General features: G+C 42.1%; 18 protein-coding genes and 1 tRNA gene. 14 read left to right on the forward strand and 5 right to left on the reverse strand.

The window, feature by feature from the left end; genetic code table 11:
- Nucleotides 1-111 precede the first annotated feature (111 nt).
- The 13 genes from OFN98_RS01170 to OFN98_RS07995 all read left to right on the forward strand — a co-directional run bounded on the left by OFN98_RS01170 (nt 112) and on the right by OFN98_RS07995 (nt 12,933).
- Nucleotides 112-795: a tetratricopeptide repeat protein gene (locus OFN98_RS01170; protein ID WP_270874041.1), complete on the forward strand. Its 684-nt coding sequence runs from the start codon at nt 112-114 to the stop codon at nt 793-795.
- Nucleotides 796-1,141: 346 nt separating this feature from the next.
- Nucleotides 1,142-2,236, forward strand: a complete 1,095-nt coding sequence (gene pglE / locus OFN98_RS01175; RefSeq protein WP_270874040.1) for a UDP-N-acetylbacillosamine transaminase — start codon at nt 1,142-1,144, stop codon at nt 2,234-2,236.
- Nucleotides 2,233-4,023, forward strand: coding sequence for a polysaccharide biosynthesis protein (locus OFN98_RS01180; RefSeq protein ID WP_270874039.1), 1,791 nt, complete (start codon nt 2,233-2,235; stop codon nt 4,021-4,023). The genes pglE and OFN98_RS01180 overlap by 4 nt, the downstream gene beginning before the upstream one ends.
- A gap of 2 nt (nt 4,024-4,025) precedes the next feature.
- Complete coding sequence (gene hisH, locus OFN98_RS01185; protein ID WP_270874038.1) at nt 4,026-4,637, forward strand: imidazole glycerol phosphate synthase subunit HisH; 612 nt, start codon at nt 4,026-4,028, stop codon at nt 4,635-4,637.
- Entirely contained in the window at nt 4,637-5,344 is a 708-nt protein-coding gene (gene hisA, locus OFN98_RS01190; RefSeq protein WP_270874037.1) for a 1-(5-phosphoribosyl)-5-[(5-phosphoribosylamino)methylideneamino]imidazole-4-carboxamide isomerase, read from the forward strand. Before hisH ends, hisA begins: the two co-directional genes overlap by 1 nt.
- Nucleotides 5,345-5,371: 27 nt before the next feature.
- Entirely contained in the window at nt 5,372-6,208 is an 837-nt protein-coding gene (locus OFN98_RS01195; RefSeq protein ID WP_270859394.1) for a 50S ribosomal protein L11 methyltransferase, read from the forward strand.
- Nucleotides 6,201-8,138: an ATP-dependent zinc metalloprotease FtsH gene (gene ftsH, locus OFN98_RS01200; RefSeq protein WP_270874036.1), complete on the forward strand. Its 1,938-nt coding sequence runs from the start codon at nt 6,201-6,203 to the stop codon at nt 8,136-8,138. Before OFN98_RS01195 ends, ftsH begins: the two co-directional genes overlap by 8 nt.
- A 1-nt stretch (nt 8,139) precedes the next feature.
- Nucleotides 8,140-8,877: a CDP-diacylglycerol--serine O-phosphatidyltransferase gene (gene pssA / locus OFN98_RS01205; protein ID WP_270864576.1), complete on the forward strand. Its 738-nt coding sequence runs from the start codon at nt 8,140-8,142 to the stop codon at nt 8,875-8,877.
- Between the two features lie 82 nt (nt 8,878-8,959).
- On the forward strand, nt 8,960-10,477 hold the full coding sequence (locus OFN98_RS01210; protein ID WP_270874035.1) for a 2-isopropylmalate synthase: 1,518 nt from the start codon (nt 8,960-8,962) through the stop codon (nt 10,475-10,477).
- A 146-nt stretch (nt 10,478-10,623) separates the two neighbouring features.
- Nucleotides 10,624-10,962, forward strand: coding sequence for an ATP synthase F0 subunit C (gene atpE / locus OFN98_RS01215; RefSeq protein ID WP_270859398.1), 339 nt, complete (start codon nt 10,624-10,626; stop codon nt 10,960-10,962).
- A gap of 32 nt (nt 10,963-10,994) precedes the next feature.
- Nucleotides 10,995-11,080: transfer RNA gene (locus tag OFN98_RS01220), tRNA-Leu, on the forward strand.
- A gap of 199 nt (nt 11,081-11,279) precedes the next feature.
- Nucleotides 11,280-12,677, forward strand: a complete 1,398-nt coding sequence (locus OFN98_RS01225) for a carbon starvation CstA family protein (protein ID WP_270859151.1) — start codon at nt 11,280-11,282, stop codon at nt 12,675-12,677.
- Nucleotides 12,678-12,828: 151 nt separating this feature from the next.
- Nucleotides 12,829-12,933 carry a hypothetical protein gene (locus OFN98_RS07995; RefSeq protein WP_442868114.1) on the forward strand — a complete coding sequence of 35 codons (105 nt, stop codon included), beginning with the start codon at nt 12,829-12,831 and terminating at the stop codon, nt 12,931-12,933.
- Nucleotides 12,934-12,941: 8 nt separating this feature from the next.
- On the opposite strand, the gene OFN98_RS01230 is transcribed toward OFN98_RS07995, so the two are convergent.
- The 5 genes from OFN98_RS01230 to OFN98_RS01250 form a co-directional block, all read right to left on the reverse strand.
- A complete protein-coding gene (locus OFN98_RS01230; RefSeq protein ID WP_270876569.1) occupies nt 12,942-13,907 on the reverse strand; it encodes a helix-turn-helix transcriptional regulator in 966 nt (321 codons plus the stop codon).
- A 52-nt stretch (nt 13,908-13,959) separates the two neighbouring features.
- Complete coding sequence (locus tag OFN98_RS01235; protein ID WP_270876570.1) at nt 13,960-15,363, reverse strand: anion permease; 1,404 nt, start codon at nt 15,361-15,363, stop codon at nt 13,960-13,962.
- Nucleotides 15,364-15,381: 18 nt separating this feature from the next.
- On the reverse strand, nt 15,382-16,437 hold the full coding sequence (locus tag OFN98_RS01240) for a class-II fumarase/aspartase family protein (RefSeq protein ID WP_270874032.1): 1,056 nt from the start codon (nt 16,435-16,437) through the stop codon (nt 15,382-15,384).
- 36 nt (nt 16,438-16,473) lie between these two features.
- Nucleotides 16,474-16,737, reverse strand: a complete 264-nt coding sequence (locus tag OFN98_RS01245) for a hypothetical protein (protein WP_270874031.1) — start codon at nt 16,735-16,737, stop codon at nt 16,474-16,476.
- Nucleotides 16,738-16,996: 259 nt separating this feature from the next.
- Entirely contained in the window at nt 16,997-17,482 is a 486-nt protein-coding gene (locus OFN98_RS01250; protein ID WP_270874030.1) for a YbaK/EbsC family protein, read from the reverse strand.
- Between the two features lie 91 nt (nt 17,483-17,573).
- On the opposite strand from OFN98_RS01250, the gene mnmG reads away from it, so the two are divergent.
- Complete coding sequence (gene mnmG / locus OFN98_RS01255) at nt 17,574-19,445, forward strand: tRNA uridine-5-carboxymethylaminomethyl(34) synthesis enzyme MnmG (RefSeq protein WP_270874029.1); 1,872 nt, start codon at nt 17,574-17,576, stop codon at nt 19,443-19,445.
- The last annotated feature ends 364 nt before the right edge of the window (nt 19,446-19,809 follow it).

Genomic DNA, 19,809 nt, shown 5'->3' on the forward strand with positions numbered 1-19,809 from the left:
TAATAAATGCAAAAATTTGGTGGGCGAAAATGCCCACCCTACGATACTATCAAAAATTTTAAGTCAGATTTTGTTAAAATCACAAGGTAAATTGCACTTAAAGGAGCAAGTATGAAAAAAGCCATTATCGCTATTTTGGTATTATTGGTTGGTTATTGGATATTTTCTGGTAGCGGAGAAGATGATTTTGTAAAAGGAATGGAAGCCTTTCATCATGGGGGACATTATGAAAAAGCAAATGAACTGTTTGAGAAATCTTGTAACGCCGGTTATGCTAGGGGTTGCAATGCTCTTGGATATTCGTATGAGTATGGATATGGTGTAGAACGAGATTATAAAAAAGCCTATAAACTTTACGAAGAAGCTTGCGATGATGATGAAGCTCGTGGTTGTATGAATATTGGGATTATGTATGAAAACGGAAACGGAGTAGAGCAAGATTATAAAAAAGCTATCAAATTTTATGAAGAAGGTTGCGATCTCAATCCATTATATGGTTGCAACAATCTTGGGGTTATGTATGAAATTGGAAAAGGTGTAAAGCAGGATTACGATAAAGCTCATAAATTTTACGGAAAAGCTTGCAAAAATGGCGACCCTGTGGGGTGTAATAATTATGCACTTATGTTTGAAGAGGGAAAAGGGGTAGAGAAAAATCCTTCAATGGCTATCGCATTTTACCAGATGTCTTGTAATCTAAAAAATAAACTCTCAATCGGAGATAGTAATCAAGATTTCTCAGTAGCAGAGAGCGCCTGCAATCAGGTAAGGGTATTGCGAAGAATGGGGTATTAAATTTAAGACAATATTATCATAGGGTGGGCTTTTGCCCACCTAATGATTAAAATGATAAAATTAAATCCTCGTTTTATCCATTAAGCCTAAAATTTAATAAATGCAAAAATTTGGTGGGCGGAGATACTCCTCTTACGGCTAACTCCGAAAGAATTTTTACAAATTAGAAATTTAAAAAAAGCAAAATTTATAAATTTGCAAATTTTACAAAACAGCAAAAATAAAAATCATAAATTTATTTAAAAGTGGTAAAATAGCGGCTTTTAAATTTTTAAATTTGCAATTTTTTGGTTGCAAATCGCCTAAAAATTAGGCTAAATTTATAAATTTCATCGAAAGAGAGAAAATGGCAAGAATATTTTTAAGCCCCCCAAATATGGGCGGAAATGAATTAGAATATATCAAAAAAGTTTTTGAAAGCAACTACATCGCGCCACTTGGCGAGTATGTTAATAGATTTGAAAAATCAGTTTGCGATTACACTGGCGCGAAATCAGCCCTCGCGCTAAATGCCGGTTCAGCCGCACTTCATCTAGCATTGCGAACGCTAGGCATAAAAGACGGCGATGTGGTGCTTGGTTCTACTTTTACCTTTATGGCGAGCCTTAATCCGATTTTTTATGAGCGTTGTGTCCCTGTGCTAATCGACAGCGATGAGAGCTGGAATCTAAGCCCCGAGCTTCTAAAAAAAGCAATCAAACTAGCGCCCAAAAAACCAAAAGCCCTAATCCCAACCCACCTTTACGGACAGGCAGCGAAAATGGACGAGATAATGGAGATTTGCGAAAATGAAAATATCGCCGTTATCGAGGACGCAGCTGAGGCACTTGGCGGATTTTACAAGGGCAGGGCGCTTGGCACGATTGGCGCGTGTGGTGCGCTAAGCTTTAACGGCAACAAAATCATCACCACAAGTGGCGGCGGAATGCTAATTTCGGACGACGAAGCCTTAATCGCCAAAGCAAGGTATTATAGCACGCAAGCCAGAGAGCCGCTTTTGCATTATGAGCATTTGGATTATGGCTATAACTACCGATTAAGCAATGTTTTGGGCGCGATTGGCGTGGGACAAATGGAAGTTTTGGAAAAACGCGTCGAGCGTAAAAGAGAAATTTTCGCACTTTATAGCGAGCTTTTAAAAGACTGCGCCGAATTTATGCCAGAAATCGAAAATTCACGCGGAAACAGGTGGCTTACGACCTTGGTTTTCAAAGAAAAAAATGCTCACTTACGCGTAATCGACGCACTCAATAAAGCCGATATCGAAAGTAGGCCGCTGTGGAAGCCAATGCACATGCAGCCAGTTTTCAAAGGCGCATTAAGCGTGGTCGATGGCACGAGCGAGGATCTATTTAGTCGCGGAATTTGTCTGCCAAGCGGAAGCGATATGAGCGATGAGCAGGTCGCAAAAGTCGCCGAAATTGTAAAGAAAAGCTTATGATTTTTAGACCGACCAAGCTCAAACGCTTCGCATTTTTTCTGATTTTAGATATTTTAATCTCGATTTTTAGCGTCGCAATCGCCTTTGTTTTGCGTTTTAGTGGCGATATTCCAAACGAATTTTACAAAGGCTTGCTACTAAGCGCGACCCTAATTACCGCTATTCGCATTGCGTATTTGTGGTTTATGAAAATTTACCTTGTGCCGTGGCGATTTTTCGGGCTTTACGAAGCGCGCAAAATTTTCTACACGCACATTTTCACGGCTTTGACATTTTTGGCGATTTTCTTTTTAATGGAGAATATTTTCAACCCTTTCCCGCGTTCTGTAATTGCCATAGACGCGGCGATTTGCTTTATTTTAATCAGTGGCGTAAGAATCTCAAAACGCATGTTTTTGCTCCACGAAAAGTCAAATTCTAACGCCAACGAACCCTGCGTCGTCGTGGGGGCAACTAGCAAAACCGTGCATGTGCTAAAAGGTATGCGCCAACACCACATAAACTACTATCCTGTGGGCGTCGTCGATGGTAGAAAAGAGCTAGTGGGCACATACTGCGAAAATTTCGTCGTGCGCGCAAAAAGCACAATCCCTGAAATGATAAAAGAAAGTGGCGCCAAAACCGCTATCGTGGCGCTTTCACTGCACCCAGAAGATCTCAAAGAGCTCTACGACGAGCTAATCGCGTATGGGCTAAAAGATATCAAGCTATTTTCGCTACTAGAAAACGAGCAGAAAAAAATCCGCGACATTTCGATCGAAGACCTGCTCGCGCGCAAACCAAAGGATTTGGATAAAGAGGCGATTAAAAATTTCATCGACGGCAAGGTTGTTTTAGTAACTGGCGCAGGTGGCACGATAGGAAGCGAGATTTGCAAACAATGCTTGAATTTCGGTGCAAAACGGCTGATTATGGTCGAGCATAGCGAATTTAACCTTTATCAAATCAATGAAGCCACGAACGCAGACCCTCGCAACGAATTAAAAATGATAAATATCGTTTATCGCGATGAATTCGATGAAATTTTTGCCGAATTTAAGCCAGATGTCGTGGTGCATGCAGCAGCGTATAAACATGTGCCGCTTTGTGAATTTAACCCACATTTGGCGGTGAAAAATAATGTCCTTGGCACGAAAAATGTCGTGGATTTATCCAAAAAACATGGCGTTAAAAAGGTCGTTTTAATCTCCACCGATAAGGCCGTGCGCCCTACAAATATCATGGGCACAACAAAGCGAATTTGCGAGCTTTACAGCTTAAATTCGAGCGATGAAGCCACTCAAATCGTGGCTGTTAGATTTGGAAATGTGCTAGGAAGTAGCGGAAGCGTAATCCCGAAATTTAAACGCCAAATCGAAGCAAACGAGCCACTTACCGTTACACACCCTGATATCGTGCGGTATTTTATGCTAGTGAGCGAAGCTTGTCAGTTAGTGCTTCAAGCAGCTTCAATCGCCAAAGGCGGGGAGCTTTTTGTCCTTGATATGGGCGAACCTGTCAAAATCGCAGACCTTGCCAAACGCATGTTGCAGTTAGCCGGAAAAGAGGAGCTTGGGATTAAATTTGTCGGTCTGCGCCCTGGCGAGAAGCTTTACGAAGAGCTTTTGATCAACGAAAACGACAAAAGCACAAAATATCAATCGATCTTTGTTTCAAGCTTTACAAAATACGATTTAGAAAAGCTAAATTTGCAAATTTCAGAGCTTGTAAATGCGCAAAACTGCGAAGTTGCAAGCAAACTCAAAGAGATTGTGCCAGAATTTGACCATAAATTAAATAAGGATTGATTTTGATAGGGATTGTTGATTATGGTGCTGGAAATATACGAAGCGTGAAAAACGCCCTTAGCTTTTGTGGGGCGAAATTTGAGCTAGTGAGTGAGCCAGAAAAACTTTTAAGAAGCGACAAAATTTTACTTCCTGGCGTGGGAGCTTTCGGCGAAGCTATGGCTAAACTAAAAAGCGCGAATTTAGATGAAGCAATAAGAGAATTTGTCGCAAGTGGGCGGTATTTTTTGGGAATTTGCCTTGGTATGCAACTTCTCTTTGACAAAAGCGCAGAATTTGGTTCGAGCGAGGGGCTTGGGATAATTAGTGGCGAAGTGGTGAAATTTGATGAGAGCAAATTTAGCGAGAGTTTAAAAATCCCGCACATGGGCTGGAACACACTAGAATTCACGCGCGAGGCGCCCATAAATTCGGGGCTTGAAAGCTCGGTTTATGCGTATTTCGTGCATTCTTATCACGCGCTTTGCGATGAAGAGTTTATCCTAGCAAAGACGGCGTATGGGTATGAATTTCCTAGCGCAGTTTGCAAAGAAAATGTCTTTGGTTTTCAGCCACACCCCGAAAAAAGCCACGAAAATGGCATAAAAATAATTAAAAATTTCACGGAGTTATAATGGAAATTTTACCTGCGATTGATTTAAAAGAGGGCCTTGCTGTGCGCCTTAGCAAGGGCGAAATGGGAAGTGCTAAAATTTATTCAAAAACCCCTTGGGAATTAGCTAAAAAATTTGAAGACATGGGGGCGAAATACCTGCATTTGGTAGATTTAGACGGAGCGTTTGCGGGAGAGCCGATAAATTTCAAAACGATTGAAAAAATCGTAAATTCGACAAATTTAAAGGTCGAAGTAGGCGGTGGAATCCGCGATGAAAAGCGAATAAAAGACTACCAAAATTTGGGCGTTTATAGATTTATTTTAGGCTCAGTTGCGCTAAAAAATCCAAATTTTGTCAAAGAAATGTCGCCAAAATACAATATCGTCGTAGGAATCGACGCGCTTGGTGGCATGGTCGCAACCGAGGGCTGGGCAGATGTGAGTAGCATTAAGGCGACTGATTTGGCTAAGCTTTACGCAGGAGCGGGAGTTGGCGCGATAATCTGCACTGATATCGGCAAAGATGGCATGCTATGTGGCGTAAATGTGGAATTCACAGAAGCAATCGCCGAAGCTAGCGGGATTGATACGATAGCTAGTGGCGGAGTGAAGGACATTAGCGACATTTTGGCGTGCAAAAACAGCGGCAAAATCGCAGGCGTGATTGTCGGCAAGGCATATTACGAGGGCAGTATAGATTTAGAAAAAGCGTTTAAAATTTTGTGATATCGTAATGGCTTTTAAGGTTTTGTGATGAAAGAATTTTATAATGAAATGAGTGTAAAGAGCCAAAACGGCTTGGAATTTTTCAAAGATTTTGTCTTTGAGCTTGGGATTTCGTGCATTGAAGAGCGTGAGGGCGAGTTTATCGTGCGCGATGAGGATAGCCTAGAAATGGTAAAATTCGCGCTAATCGAATTTAAAGAAGCCTTGCAAAAATCCACAGGGGCGCAAATTTCGCTAGAAATCGAAATTTCGCAAAAGAAAAATCAAGATTGGATAAACGAGTATAAAAAGGGCGTTGAGCCGATTGAGGTGGGTAAATTTTATGTCCGCCCTAGTTGGTGCGAGAGCAGAGCAGGGCTAATCGATATTTTAATCGACCCGGCACTTGCCTTTGGCTCAGGGCACCACGAGAGCACAAATATGTGTTTGCAAATTTTAAGCGAGATTACCAAAGAGGGCGCAAAAGCCCTTGATGTGGGCTGTGGAAGCGGAATTTTGAGTATCGCGATGAAAAAGCTTGGCGCAAATGTCAGCGCGTGCGATACTGACGAGCAAGCCACTGATGCTAGCGTGCAAAATGCGCAAAAAAACGGCGTGAGCTTGGATAAAATTTGGACAGGAAGTATCGCAGGAGCGGGTGAAAAATACGATTTAGTCGTAGCAAACATAATCGCTGATGTGATTTTGATACTAGCTAGCGATTTGAAAAACGCACTAAATCCGGGCGCACACCTCGTGCTTTCTGGAATTTTAGAAAATTACAAAGATAGAATAAAATCTGCATTTTCGGATTTGCGCTTCGTGAAAATGGAGCAAAAAAACGAGTGGTGTAGCTTTGTTTATGAGAAAGGTGAAAATGAATAATCAAAATAACAAAAATCAACAAAACGGCGGAGGAAATTTTTTCAACAAAAATCCTATTGGTATGTTTGTGGTTTTTGCACTGATTTTAATTGTAATTTTTAGGGCAATTAGCCCAAATGGTGGCGGTTTTGGCGAGGGTGCGACCCTTGGAAATTTAGGCGTGGGGCAGACTAGAAATGTCAGCTACTCAGAGCTAAAATCACAGCTTAAAACAGCTCAAATTTCAATGGTTTCTATCGGCAAAACCACGATAAAAGCCCAAAGTGGCGATACAATGTATGTGGCTCAAAGGGTCGATGATAACGAGCTTGTGAGTATTTTAGAGAGCAGAAATATCCCTTATGGCGCATATAACGAAACAAATTTACTCACAGATTTGCTTTTTAGCTGGGTTTTACCGCTTGTGATTTTCTTTGGAATTTGGATGTTTTTGGCCAATCGCATGCAAAAAAATATGGGTAGCGGTATGCTAGGAATCGGCAGTTCGAAAAATTTAATGAGCGCAGAGAAGCCAAATGTCAAATTTAGCGATGTCGCCGGTGTCGAAGAGGCCAAAGAAGAGGTCAAAGAGATAGTCGATTTTCTCAAAAACCCTGAGCGATACATAAGCTTAGGAGCGAAAATCCCAAAAGGCGTCCTGCTTGTAGGCCCTCCTGGCACGGGTAAGACACTGCTTGCAAAGGCTGTCGCTGGTGAGGCTGATGTGCCATTTTTTTCGATTTCGGCTTCTAGCTTTATAGAGATGTTTGTGGGCGTGGGCGCAAGTAGGGTTAGAGATTTGTTTGAAACAGCCAAAAAACAAGCACCTGCGATCGTTTTTATCGATGAGATTGATGCGATTGGAAAAAGTAGAAATTCAGGTGGAATCGGCGGTGGAAACGACGAGAGAGAGCAGACCCTAAATCAACTTTTGGCAGAAATGGACGGCTTTGGCACAGAATCTAGCCCAGTCATCGTTTTAGCAGCGACAAACCGCCCAGAGACGCTTGATGCTGCGCTTTTGCGCCCGGGTAGATTTGATAGGCAGGTTTTGGTCGATAGACCTGATTATGACGGCAGAATCGCGATTTTAAAGGTGCATATGAGAGATGTCAAATTTGCCCGTGATATCGATATTGAAGATATTGCGCGCCTTACCGTGGGCTTTGCAGGAGCGGATTTGGCAAATATCATAAACGAAGCCGCGCTTTTGGCGGGTCGTGAGGCGAAAAAAGAGGTCGAGCAAAAAGACCTGCTCGAAGCAATCGAGCGCGTAGCGATAGGATTAGAAAAAAAATCGCGTCGCGTAAATCCTGTGGAGAAAAAAATCGTCGCTTACCACGAGAGCGGTCATGCGCTCATCGCCGAGCTTACCAAAGGCGCAATGCCAGTTAGCAAGGTTACGATTGTTCCGCGCGGGTTTGGCACAGCTGGATATACGCTAAATTCGCCGTTTGAAAATAGATTTTTGCACCAAAGATATGAAATTTTCGCTGAAATCGATGTTTTGCTATCTGGTAGGGCGGCCGAAGAGGTCTTTTTGGGCGAGATTACAGACGGGGCTAGCAGCGATTTACAGCACGCGACCGATTGGCTAAAATTTATGGCGGCCAAGGTCGGTATGACGGACGAGCTAGGCTTAATCGTGCTTGAAAAACAGCAATATTCGTTTTTAAACGGCGGTCAGAGCATTAAGGATTACAGCGAGGAAACAGCGGTAAAAATCGACAACTATGTCCGCACAAAGCTCGATGAGCGCTACAAAGCTGTGAAAGAGACCTTGCGAGTTTATGCGCCCGCAATCGAGGAAATGGTAAAAACTCTGTATGAAAAAGAGACCGTCGCTGGCGAAGTTATAGTTGATATTATCGATAAATTTGAAAAAGAAAACAACTTGCCGACGCGTTTGGTGCGAAATTTAGCCAAAGAAAATCCAGAAGAAGAGGCGTAAAATGGAAGAAGAAAGAGGAAAATTAGTATATATTTTGCCAAATCTTTTCACCGCGGCTAGTATATTTTTGGCAATGCTAAGCATTTTTGCTTCGATAAATGGCCATTATGCTAGCGCGATTGCGTATATAATTTTTTCTTTGATTTTTGACGGACTTGACGGGCGCGTGGCAAGGCTCACGCACACAACGAGCAAATTTGGCGTAGAATTTGACAGCCTTGCCGATATAGTGGCGTTTGGCGTGGCACCAGCGGTGCTGTTTTATTTCGTAATCGGCAAGGATTATGGGCAGGTTGGCACGCTAATTAGCGCGCTGTATGTGATTTTTGGCGCTGTGAGATTAGCGAGATTTAATGTCACTGTGGGCACCTACGAGCCTAATGTTTTCATCGGTCTGCCGATCCCAACTGCGGCTATTACGATTGCTGTGTGGATTGGGATTTACCTCAAATACGAGGTTTCGTCTGTGTGGGGTGGTGTATTTATCATCGGCATGGCGCTTTTATCGTTTTTAATGGTTAGTAATATTCGCTTTCCAAGCTTTAAAAAGATAAATTTAAAACGGCCAAATGCGATTAAAATTTTGGTTTTGCTCATTGTGGTGTTTTTTTCGTGTCTGTATCTTTTCAAGCTCGAATTTCCTGCATTTATCATTTTGCTATACATAGGATATGGGCTCGTGCGCGCGGGGCTAACGCTTATCGGGGTTAAATTTAACAAACAAAGCAAAGAGAACTAAATAATAAAATTTATCAATTCCAACTAAATTTAAGCCTAAAATTGCTATAATCGCCAAATTTTATCAAATGAAAGGGTAGGTTATGGATAAAAATAAAATTATTATTTTTGATACGACATTGCGCGACGGCGAGCAAAGCCCGGGCGCTTCGATGAACACAGAAGAAAAAATCCGCCTTGCACTCCAATTAGAAAAACTCGGCGTCGATGTTATCGAGGCTGGGTTTGCGGCGGCTAGTCCGGGGGATTTCGACGCGATTAATCAAATCGCAAAGGCTACTAGCAAGATTAGGGTTTGTTCGCTATCTCGCGCGCTCGAAAACGATATCAAGGCCGCGGCGCAGGCTATCGCGCCAGCGAAATTTCAGCGCATACACACCTTCATCGCCACTAGCCCGATTCACATGGAATTTAAGCTAAAAATGATGCCTGATGAGGTCATCAAACGCGCAGTTGCGGCTGTGCAATACGCGAAGACTTTCACAGATGATGTGGAGTTTAGCTGTGAGGATGCGTGCAGAAGCGATGTGGGCTTTATGAAGGAAATTTGCGAGGCGGTTATCGGCGTGGGCGCAACTACGATAAATTTACCAGACACCGTGGGATATCGCTTGCCAAATGAAATTTACGCTATTTTTAAAGAAATGGTCGAATTTATAGATGGTAGAGCGATAGTATCGGCTCACAATCACAACGATTTAGGACTTGCCACAGCAAACACACTAGCGTGTATTGAAGCTGGCGCGCGCCAAGTCGAATGCACCATAAATGGCCTTGGCGAGAGGGCTGGAAATACTTCGCTCGAAGAGATTGCAATGGTCGTAAAAACCAGAAATGACCATTTCTCGCCACTTTATACGGATATAAATTTCAAAGAAATTTATCCTTCAAGCCGTCTAGTCGCAAGTATCACAGGTATCGAACCACAGCCAAATAAGGCAATCGTGGGCAAAAATGCCTTCGCGCACGAAAGCGGAATCCACCAAGACGGCGTTTTAAAACACCGCGAAACTTACGAGATTATGAAGGCCGATGATATCGGGCTGGATAAAAACTCTCTCGTGCTTGGCAAACACAGCGGACGCCACGCTTTCAAGGACAAATTAATCGCCCTTGGCTACGAGTTAGACGAGGCGCAGTTGCAAGTGGCGTTTGAGAAATTTAAAATTTTAGCCGATAGCAAAAAAGATGTCTATGACGAGGATTTAAGAGAGCTTGTAAATGACGAATTTATGGGCGCTAAAACCAAAGCTTACGAGATCGCGCTTCTTAGCTCAAATGGCTGCAACAAAGGCCACGCAAGCGCGGCTGTCACGCTAAATCACGATGAAATTTTGCTAAGCGATAGCGCGCTTGGAAATGGTGGGGTCGATGCGATTTTTAAAGCGATTGATCGCATAAGCAAGGTTAGCGGCGAGCTCAAAGATTATCAAGTCAAGGCCGTATCCAAAGGCAAAGATGCTCTGGCCAAAGTAACCGTTAAGGTCGAATTTGAGGGCACTGGCGCGATTATGGGGCATGGGCTTGATGTCGATACAATGTTAGCCTCAGCCAAGGCTTATGTCGGCGCACTAAATACATATTTAGCTTCGAAAAAATAAAATTCATAAAGTGGCGAAATTTGGGCGAATTTTGCCACTTTTTTAAACTAATTAAAAGCAAAATTTCACTAGAATACCGCACTCAAAATGTTCTTAGTAGGGGACAGATCCGAAAGGCGTTTTGAAATTTTATTTTGGAGACTTTTATGAAAAAAGTTTTGGTTTTACTTTTCGCGCTTTGTGGCGCAGCATTCGCAGGTGAGGAGCTTAGCGCTTATACTCAAATCGTATCATACTCAGCAATCGCTGTTGGTATCGTTCTTGGTTTTGCTGCTCTTGGTGGCGCTGTTGGTATGGGTAATGCAGCTAATGCAACAATCCTTGGTATCGCTCGCAACCCAAGCGTAGCTAGCAAACTATCAACTACAATGTATATTTCGCTAGCGATGATCGAAGCACAAGTTATTTATGCGCTTGTTATCGCATTTATCTTGCTTTTCGCTAATCCTTTTGTTACAGACGCTCTTACAAAAGCAGCTGCGTAATCACTCGCCCGCACCTTCGCGGGCTCTTTCATGCGACCATGGTGGAATTGGTAGACACGCTATCTTGAGGGGGTAGTGCGCTCCGCGTGTGCGAGTTCAAATCTCGCTGGTCGCACCATAAATTTTATCCAAATTTACTATTTTAAATTCACCCATTAACAAAATTAAACAAAAATCACGCAAAAATAACATTTTTTCCGAATTTTAAGCAATATTATTTGTAAATGTTACATAAATTCAAATTAAATTTATGTAACATTATATACAATTTTACAAACAATTTTTTTTGTTTTGAATTCTTTTTTGAGGAGGCAAAAATGCTTTGGTTTTTCTTTTGTGTAGCGCTTCTGATTGGAGCGTTTTTTACATACGGAAAATTCGTAGAAAGTGTTTTTGGTGCCAGTGCTGAGCGCAAAACTCCTGTGCATGACATGGCCGATGGCGTGGATTATGTCAAAATGTCAGATTGGAAAATCTATCTGATCCAAATCCTAAACATCGCCGGTCTTGGACCTGTATTTGGTCCGATTATGGGTGCGCTTTATGGTCCTGTGGCTATGCTATGGATCGTCATCGGAACGATTGTAGCAGGTGCTGTGCATGACTACTTTTCTGGTATGCTGAGCGTGCGCGCAAACGGTGCTTCTATCCCTACCGTCGTAGGTGTGCAGTTAGGAAACTGGGCGAAACACTTCATGAATATTTTCGCTCTTGTATTGCTCGTGCTCGTTGGTGTTGTTTTCACAACTGGTCCTGCTGGCCTTCTTAAAGGCATTACAGGTATGGAAGCTGGTATTTGGGTAATCATCATTTTTGCTTACTACTTTATCGCGACACTATTTTCAATCGATAAAATCATCGGTAGATTCTATCCGATATTCGGTGCTTTGCTGATTTTCATGTCAGTTGGTCTTACTGTCGGATTTATCGTTAGTGGCAGAAGCTTCTATCCAGAGGGTCTAAATTTCTTCGTAAATATGGATCCAAAAGACCTTCCGCTTTGGCCATTGCTTTTCGTTACTATTAGTTGTGGTGCGCTTTCAGGCTTTCACGCTACACAATCACCGCTTATGGCTAGATGTATCCAAAACGAAAAATCAGGTAGAATGGTTTTCTACGGCGCAATGATTGGCGAGGGTATTATTGGTCTTATTTGGTGCACACTTGGTCTAAGCTTCTATGAGACCAGAGAGGCTCTTGCGGCAGCTGGTAACCCAGCACAAGTAGTCCATGAGATCTCAAAAACACTTCTTGGACCTGTTGGTGGTATCATTGCGGTTCTTGGTGTTGTTATTTTGCCTATCACATCTGGTGATACTGCGTTCCGTGCGGCTCGTTTGATTATCGCTGATTTTTTCAAAATGCCACAAAGAGATATCGTAAAACGACTTTTCATTGCCGTTCCGCTATTTGCTATCGGTATCGGTCTATCTCAAATCGACTTTGGTATCATTTGGAGATATTTTGGTTGGGCGAACCAAACAACTGCGACTATCATGTTATGGGCAGCGTCAGCTTACCTATACCGCAGAGGTAAATTCTTCTGGGTTACTTTGATCCCAGCAATCTTTATGTCAAATGTCGTAATCGCTTACCTTGTAAATGCGAAAATCGGCTTTAACATGCCTATGACTATCGCGACAGCGGCTGGTATCATCGGCACTATCGTTATCTTGCTACTATTTTTCAGACTTAAAAAAGTTAGCGAAGAATAATTTATAAGGGGCAAATTTTGCCCCTTTTTTAAATTTTAAAATTTTAAATTTTATCCATTTTTTAAATTTGTTCCACTGCGCGAGTGAAATCTGCCAAATCGAAGCTTTGCATTAAAATTTGAGCGTTTTTGTAGTCAAATAGTATCCTACCATACCGCCCACCGCCAAATACACTCTCGCAAGTCGCGGTAAAACGCTAATCCCAGCGCTTGAATCGCTCTATCTCTGGGCGCAAACGCAAATGAGTGGCGAGTGAAATTTAGGCTAAATTTGCAAAATTAGCCTATCTAAATTTTTCCCAAATTTTAGATAATCCATAATTAATTTATCAAATTTATCCCTTGTTGATTTCGGCGAAAGTATTACAAAATCAGGAAACCAACGCCTTGCTAGTGGCATTAGCATATCATCGCTACTTATGGTAAATTCGACCACTCGCCATAAATTTTCTAAAATTTCATCGGTGATTTTTTGCGAAGCGAAAAATGTCTTTTTCTCGAAAAATTTAACCACTTTTGGCGAGATAGCCACTCGCACCACAAAGGGCTCGGCTCTGTATCCGTCAAAAAATGTTTCTAAATTTTGTATAAAATTTTCTGTGTATTTGTCGGTATAAAAAGTGTTTTTAAGCAACCTAATCTCATCTATAAAATTCACTCTTAAAACCTCGAAACCGCTGTTTTTATCGCAATCCCTGAGCGTTGCGACAGACCAATTTCCCTTTGAATAAATAAGCTTTAAAATTTTTACATTTTTTAAAATTTCATTATCGTATTTTAAATTTGTATATTTTTTAAATTTAATCGCTTGTTGAAGTTTGGCAAAAATATCTAAATTCGGCGTTTTTTCGTGTGGTGAGCCTTTTATTAAAAAAATTTCGCTTAGCTCTTTTTCGAGTTTTTCATCGACTTTTTTGTGCGCAGAAGGCAAAAATTTACTAAATCCGGGATTTATGATATGGAGCAAATCGATGAGTTTTTCGCTTTCGTTTTGGTATTTGTTGGGGCTGATAAAGGTTTTGAAAAATTCTGTATTTTTGCAGATATAGCTTCCTTTGGCGAGTTTTGCGATAAATTCTTCGCCAAAAATCTCTCGCAGATCTTTTACATATCTTCTGGCTGTGCGGGTTGAAATGCCTGTTTGTAGGGCATAATCCTCGATGATTATCTCTTTTCCGCTAACGAAATCTTTAAGCAATTCCAAAATTTCAAAAACTTTTTTATTTGCCATGAAAAATCCAAATTTAAAAATCAAAAAGAGCGGAAAAATCCGCTCTTTTATTTTACCATAAACCTAGAACTTTCCACCAAATTCCGCCTATTACCGTCCAAATAAACAGATTTATCAGCGTTGTGATAAAGCCTAGCCTCCACCACTCGTTTTGGGTGTTGTAACCTGCACCAAAGATAATTGGTCCAGGAGCACCGCCGTAGTGAGTGATTGGCATCATAAGGTTGCTTGCATAAGCAAACACGAGCGCCACGAAAACGCTAGGAGCTCCCGCTGCGATAGCAACTGCACCAAAAGCCGCATACATCGCAGTAATGTGTGCTGTTAAACTAGCAAATAAATAGTGCGAATAAACATAGATTAAAAGCAAAATTCCCATTATCAAAATCCAGTTTATATCGCCCATACCGCCTGCGACGGTGTCTGAAAACCACTTGATAAAGCCAAGTTTATTTAAACCGCCTGCAAGTGCGATTAGCGCACCCATCCACATTAGCGTATCCCATGCGCCTTTTTCGCCGATGACATCGTTCCACTCTAAAATTTTTAAAGCAACCATAACGCAAACCGCTATCATGCCGACATTGGTCGCATTTATGCCTGTTAGAGTGCCGGTTGCCCATAAAAGCAATGAGCCGATAAAAACGCCTAGCATACATTTTTCACTTTTTTGCATAGGTCCGATCTTTGCAAGTTCGGTTTTTGCGATTTCCTTGCCTTGCGGAAACGCCTTTATTTCAGGCGGATAAATTTTATAAAGCACAAAGGGGATTATTATAAGCGAACAAATCGCAGGAACAATCGCACCAAGCGCCCACAATGTCCAGCTAATCTCCACACCAAATGAGCTTAACGCTAAGCTTGCAATTAGCGGGTTTCCTGCCATAGAGGTTAGAAACATACCATTTGTAATGGTGTTTCCTTGCCAAAGCGTTTGCATAAAATATGCTCCTGCCTTTTTTCTGCTTCCCTCATCAGGCTCAGAACCTAACGCCTTAGCTAACGAATTTACGATAGGGAATAAAATTCCACCAGCCCTAGCACCACTACTTGGCATAGCAGGGCTGATAATCGCATCACTTATGACGATGGAGTAACCTAGCTTTAAGGTGCTATCTCCCAAAAGCGAGATGATTTTATAAGCAATGCGCCTACCAAGCCCTGTTTTGATAAATCCGCGCGCTATCATATACGCGCTTACGATCAACCAAATAGTCGAATTCCCAAAACCAGCTAATGCTTCTGCTGGTTTCATCGTTTTAGTTAAAATCGTAATCGTAACACCGATAAAGGCAACCGCTCCGATTGGAAGCGGTTGGAGAATAAGACCTAAAATTGTGGCAAAAACTATGGCAAAAAGATGCCATGCTTGATCGCTCACAGCCTCAGGATGCGGACAAAACCATATAAGAAGCCCTATAATAACGACTAGAATTCCTTTTGTAAGCTTATTCATAGCTTATCCTTTTTAAGTTTATCCGAAGTATTTTTTACTATCTTCGATAACTCTATCTACAAAAGTAGCACTCAATCCGACATATTTTTCAGGTTGCATGATTTCTTCTAAATCTGCTCTTGTGAAATATTTACTAACCTCTTCGCGCTCTAAAAGATCGTCGATTACTGGTTTGCCGTCTGTGAAGGCTTTCATACAAACTTCATAAACGATTTCGTGCGCAGTTAAACGACCAAGCTTTTCGCCTAGGTGTAGCATTACGGCTTCGCTTAGCATTGCGCCTTTTAGTGCATTAAGATTTCTTTTCATATTTTGTGGATAAACAAGTAAATTTTCTAAAATATCGTTGATTTTTTCAAGCGCACCTGCGATTAAAATAGAGCTTTTTGGAATTGCGTCCCACTCGACCGCCTCGCAACCCCAGTCGCGCTCGTTTTCGCACTCCATAGCCTCTACCATTAAAGGTGCTTGTGCGCGGACAATTTTAGTTAGAGCGATTACGCCCTCGCAAACTTGCGGATTTCGTTTGTGTGGCATAGTAGAGCTTCCTACTTTTCCCATGAAAAACGGCTCTTCAACCTCGCAAATTTCGGTTCTTTGAAGACTTAAAATTTCTCTTGCGATGCGTCCGATTGTTCCTGCGATTATCGCTAGCGTAGATACATACTCAGCCATGTGGTCTCTGCTTGGGTGCCATGAAATCACAGGGATATTTAAGCCCAAATCCTCCATCATAAGTTTTTGCATTTCTAAGCCTTTGCCCTCTTGGCTTGCCATAGTACCGACCGCACCGCTTAATTGACCAACTAAAACTCTTGGAGTAATCTCTTTTAATCTATCAAGGCTTCTGCGAATTTCTTGCGCCCACATTGCAGTTTTAAAACCAAATGTGATAGGCAAAGCGTGTATTACATGTGTGCGTCCAGCCATAACGGTGTTTTTGTGCTCGGCTGAAATTCTCAATGTCTCTTTGTAGGTTTTTTCTAAAAGTTTTTTGATAAGCGGTAAGGCTTCTTTGATTTGCAAAACCATACCATTATCCATAATATCTTGGCTTGTCGCACCCCAATGCACGAATTCGCCACTATCATCATCAAAGACCTTTTTAAATTATTTTAGCAAAGGAACGATTGTGATAGAGCTTTTGTAGTTTTCACCTATCGCGTCTAAATCTAAAAGCTCGGCTTTGGCAAATTTTGTGATTTGCTCGGCGCGTCTTGGCTCGATAATGCCTAATTTTGCTTGCGCTCTTGCAAGAGCAGCTTCGGTATCTAGCCATTTTTGCGCTTTGTTTTCGTCGCTGAAAATCTTTCTCATTTCTTCGCTGACGAACATAACTCTAAAAACTCTACTATCTACTACACCTGATGCCATTTTGCACTCCTTAAAAAAATTTGTTTGTCTAATTTTCTTGGCAAAATTTTACTGAATAAAAATGTCAGAAATTGTCCGTTTGGATTTTAAAAAATTTGGATTGTCGAAATTTTAATTAAAAAAGTGCGCTGTTTTGGGAATTTTCTGAAATTTGGCTAAATTTGATTTATTTAAATTTAAGCCCAAATTTAGGGAATAATTTTAAAAATAGTGTCAAAATTTGTCCGTTTAAATTTAAAAAAGCCAAATTTTGATTTGGCTAAATTTTGGCGAATTTTACTAGCTTTGGATTTGCGATTTTTTGGTAATCTTTCGCGTCTAAAATCACCGAGTGATCGAGCAAGCCTGCGTTAAATGCGATTTCGTCATATCGCTCAAAAAGCGCAGGGTCGCAGACTAAAACTAGCTTTTCGTGGAAGCTAAACGGCGGCACAGAGCCAAAAACGCAATCACTTAGCTCCAACCCCTCTGCTGGCGATACTAGCGAAGCGCGGTTTCGCTCAAATGCCCTTGCTAGCGCGCTCAAATCCGCTTGCATATCGGCTGGAAGCACGGCTAGGGCATAGATTTTTTCTCCGCCACCTTTTAAGGTGCAAATTAGAGCTTTTGCACCTTGTCCAAGCTTGGTGCCTCTTGCTTTGGCAACCTCTGCGCTAGTGCCTACGCTATCGTGAGTTACGACGCGAAATTTCGCTCCGTTAGCCTCTAAAATTTCAACGATTTTATTAAAAATTTTCTCGCTCATTTTCAATCCTTTTTAAATTTTAAAAGCTCAATTTTACCAAAATTTCATAGAGTTTTTGATACTATCGCACGCAAAATTTTAAAGGAAAAATATGAATTATGATGTGATAGTTATAGGCGGAGGACACGCTGGAATCGAGGCTGCGCTAGCAAGCGCGAAAATGGGCGTGCGCACACTTTTGATTACGATTTTGGTTGAGCAATTAGGCGCCGCAAGCTGTAATCCTGCAATCGGAGGCCTAGCTAAGGGGCATTTGGTCAAAGAACTCGACGCTCTTGGGGGTCAAATGGGGCGCACCACCGATGAGTGCGGGATCCAATTTCGCATACTAAACGAGAGCAAAGGCCCGGCTGTGCGTGGTTCGCGCGCGCAAATCGATATGGATAAATACCGCATTTATATGCGAAATTTGCTTTTAAACACGCCAAATTTGGAGCTCACGCAAGAGATCGCAACCGAAATTTTAAGCGAAAATCGTGGTGATGAAATCATCGTGCGAGGCGTGAAAACCCACCTTGGCAACGAATACACCGCCAAAAAGGTCGTCATCACCACAGGCACATTTTTAAACGGCCTTGTGCATGTGGGCGAAAGCACCATAGAAGCGGGGCGCGTGGGCGAATTACCATCGAAAAATCTCTCAAATTCGCTCAAATCTTTTGGCCTAAAAATGGGCAGGCTCAAAACCGGCACCTGCCCTAGAATTGACGCAAAAACAATTGATTTTAGCGTCTTGGAGCGTCAAGACGGCGACGAAAATCCAAAGCCATTTAGCTTCCGCACCGAAAATTTCGCGCCAAATCAGCTTCCATGCTACATCGCCTACACAAACGAAAAAACCCACGAGATAATCAGCTCAAATTTCGCCCGTGCGCCGATGTTTACTGGGCAAATTTCAAGCACGGGGCCAAGGTATTGCCCTAGCATAGAAACCAAAATTTACGAATTCCCAGACAGAGAACGCCACCATGTCTTCGTTGAGCCTCAAACGGCGCAGGCTAGCGAGTATTATGTCAATGGACTTTCGACTTCGCTGCCTTACGATGTGCAAGTTAGCTTTATTCGCTCGATTAAGGGCTTTGAAAACGCCAAAATCGTGCGCCCAGGATACGCTATCGAATACGATTATGTCGATCCTACCGAGCTCAAACACTCTTTGGAGTGCAAAAAGGTCTCGGGGCTGTATCTTGGCGGGCAGATTAATGGCACCACAGGCTACGAGGAGGCTGGGGCGCAGGGGCTTATAGCGGGTATTAATGCAGGCCTTGCCGTGCGCGCCAAAGAGCCGCTAATCTTGCGCCGTGATGAGGCCTACATCGGCGTGCTGATTGATGATTTGGTTACCAAAGGCACGAAAGAGCCATACAGAATGTTCACTTCGCGCGCCGAGTTTAGGCTGCTTTTGCGCGAGGATAACGCGATTTTGCGCCTTGGTAAATATGGCCACGAAATAGGGCTGATTGATGATGAAATTTATAGCAAAATTTGTAAGATTGAGAGCGAGACGAGGGCTGGCGTGGAGTTTTTAGAGGCCAAAGAACTCACGCCAAACAAGGCAAATTTGGCGTTTTTATCTGAGCTTGGCGAAGAGCCGATAAGCCAAAATGTAAGCTTGCAAAAAATCGTAGCCAGAAAGAGCTTTACAAAAGAGAAATTAAAGTCGCTTGATCCGATTTTTGCGGGATTTTGCGATGAGAGTTTGGAGCAAATTTTAGTCGAGTGCAAATACAAACACTACATCGCCGAACAGCGCGCCAGTATCGATAAAATGAAGGATATGCTAAGCGTGAAAATCCCTGAGGACTTCGATTTTCGCGCGGTTAGCGGGCTTAGCAATGAAGTGGTTGAAAAACTCGAAAAATTTGCTCCGCCGACGCTGTTTGCTGCAAGTGAGATTTCAGGTGTAACACCTGCCGCGATTGATATTTTGCACATTTATATCAAAATGCGCGGGAAAAAATAAAGGAAATGCGAAGCATTTCCGAAAAATTAAATCAGCTAAATTTAAAGCGAAGCTTTAAATTTAGCCACTTCTAAGGTTTTACAGGGGTGGGGGTTGGTAAGGGGGAGGGTAGCGTCTCCTAAAAAGCGCGCCCTCCCCCTTACGAGAAAAGCAAAATTTTGCCTAAAATTTAAAAAATAATTCAATGCTAAATTTAGGTTGAATTTTGAATTTAATTTTACTGGATTGCTTCGCTCGTTACACTCGCTCGCAATGACAGCAAAATTTAGCGTAAGGAATTTTAAAGTCGTAGATTGCCACGAATTTTGCTAACGCAAAATTCTCGCAATGACAGATTATACAAATTTTGCCTAATTTGTCATTG

Source organism: Campylobacter sp. JMF_15 NE4 (genome assembly GCF_027737645.1).
Lineage (GTDB): Bacteria > Campylobacterota > Campylobacteria > Campylobacterales > Campylobacteraceae > Campylobacter_B.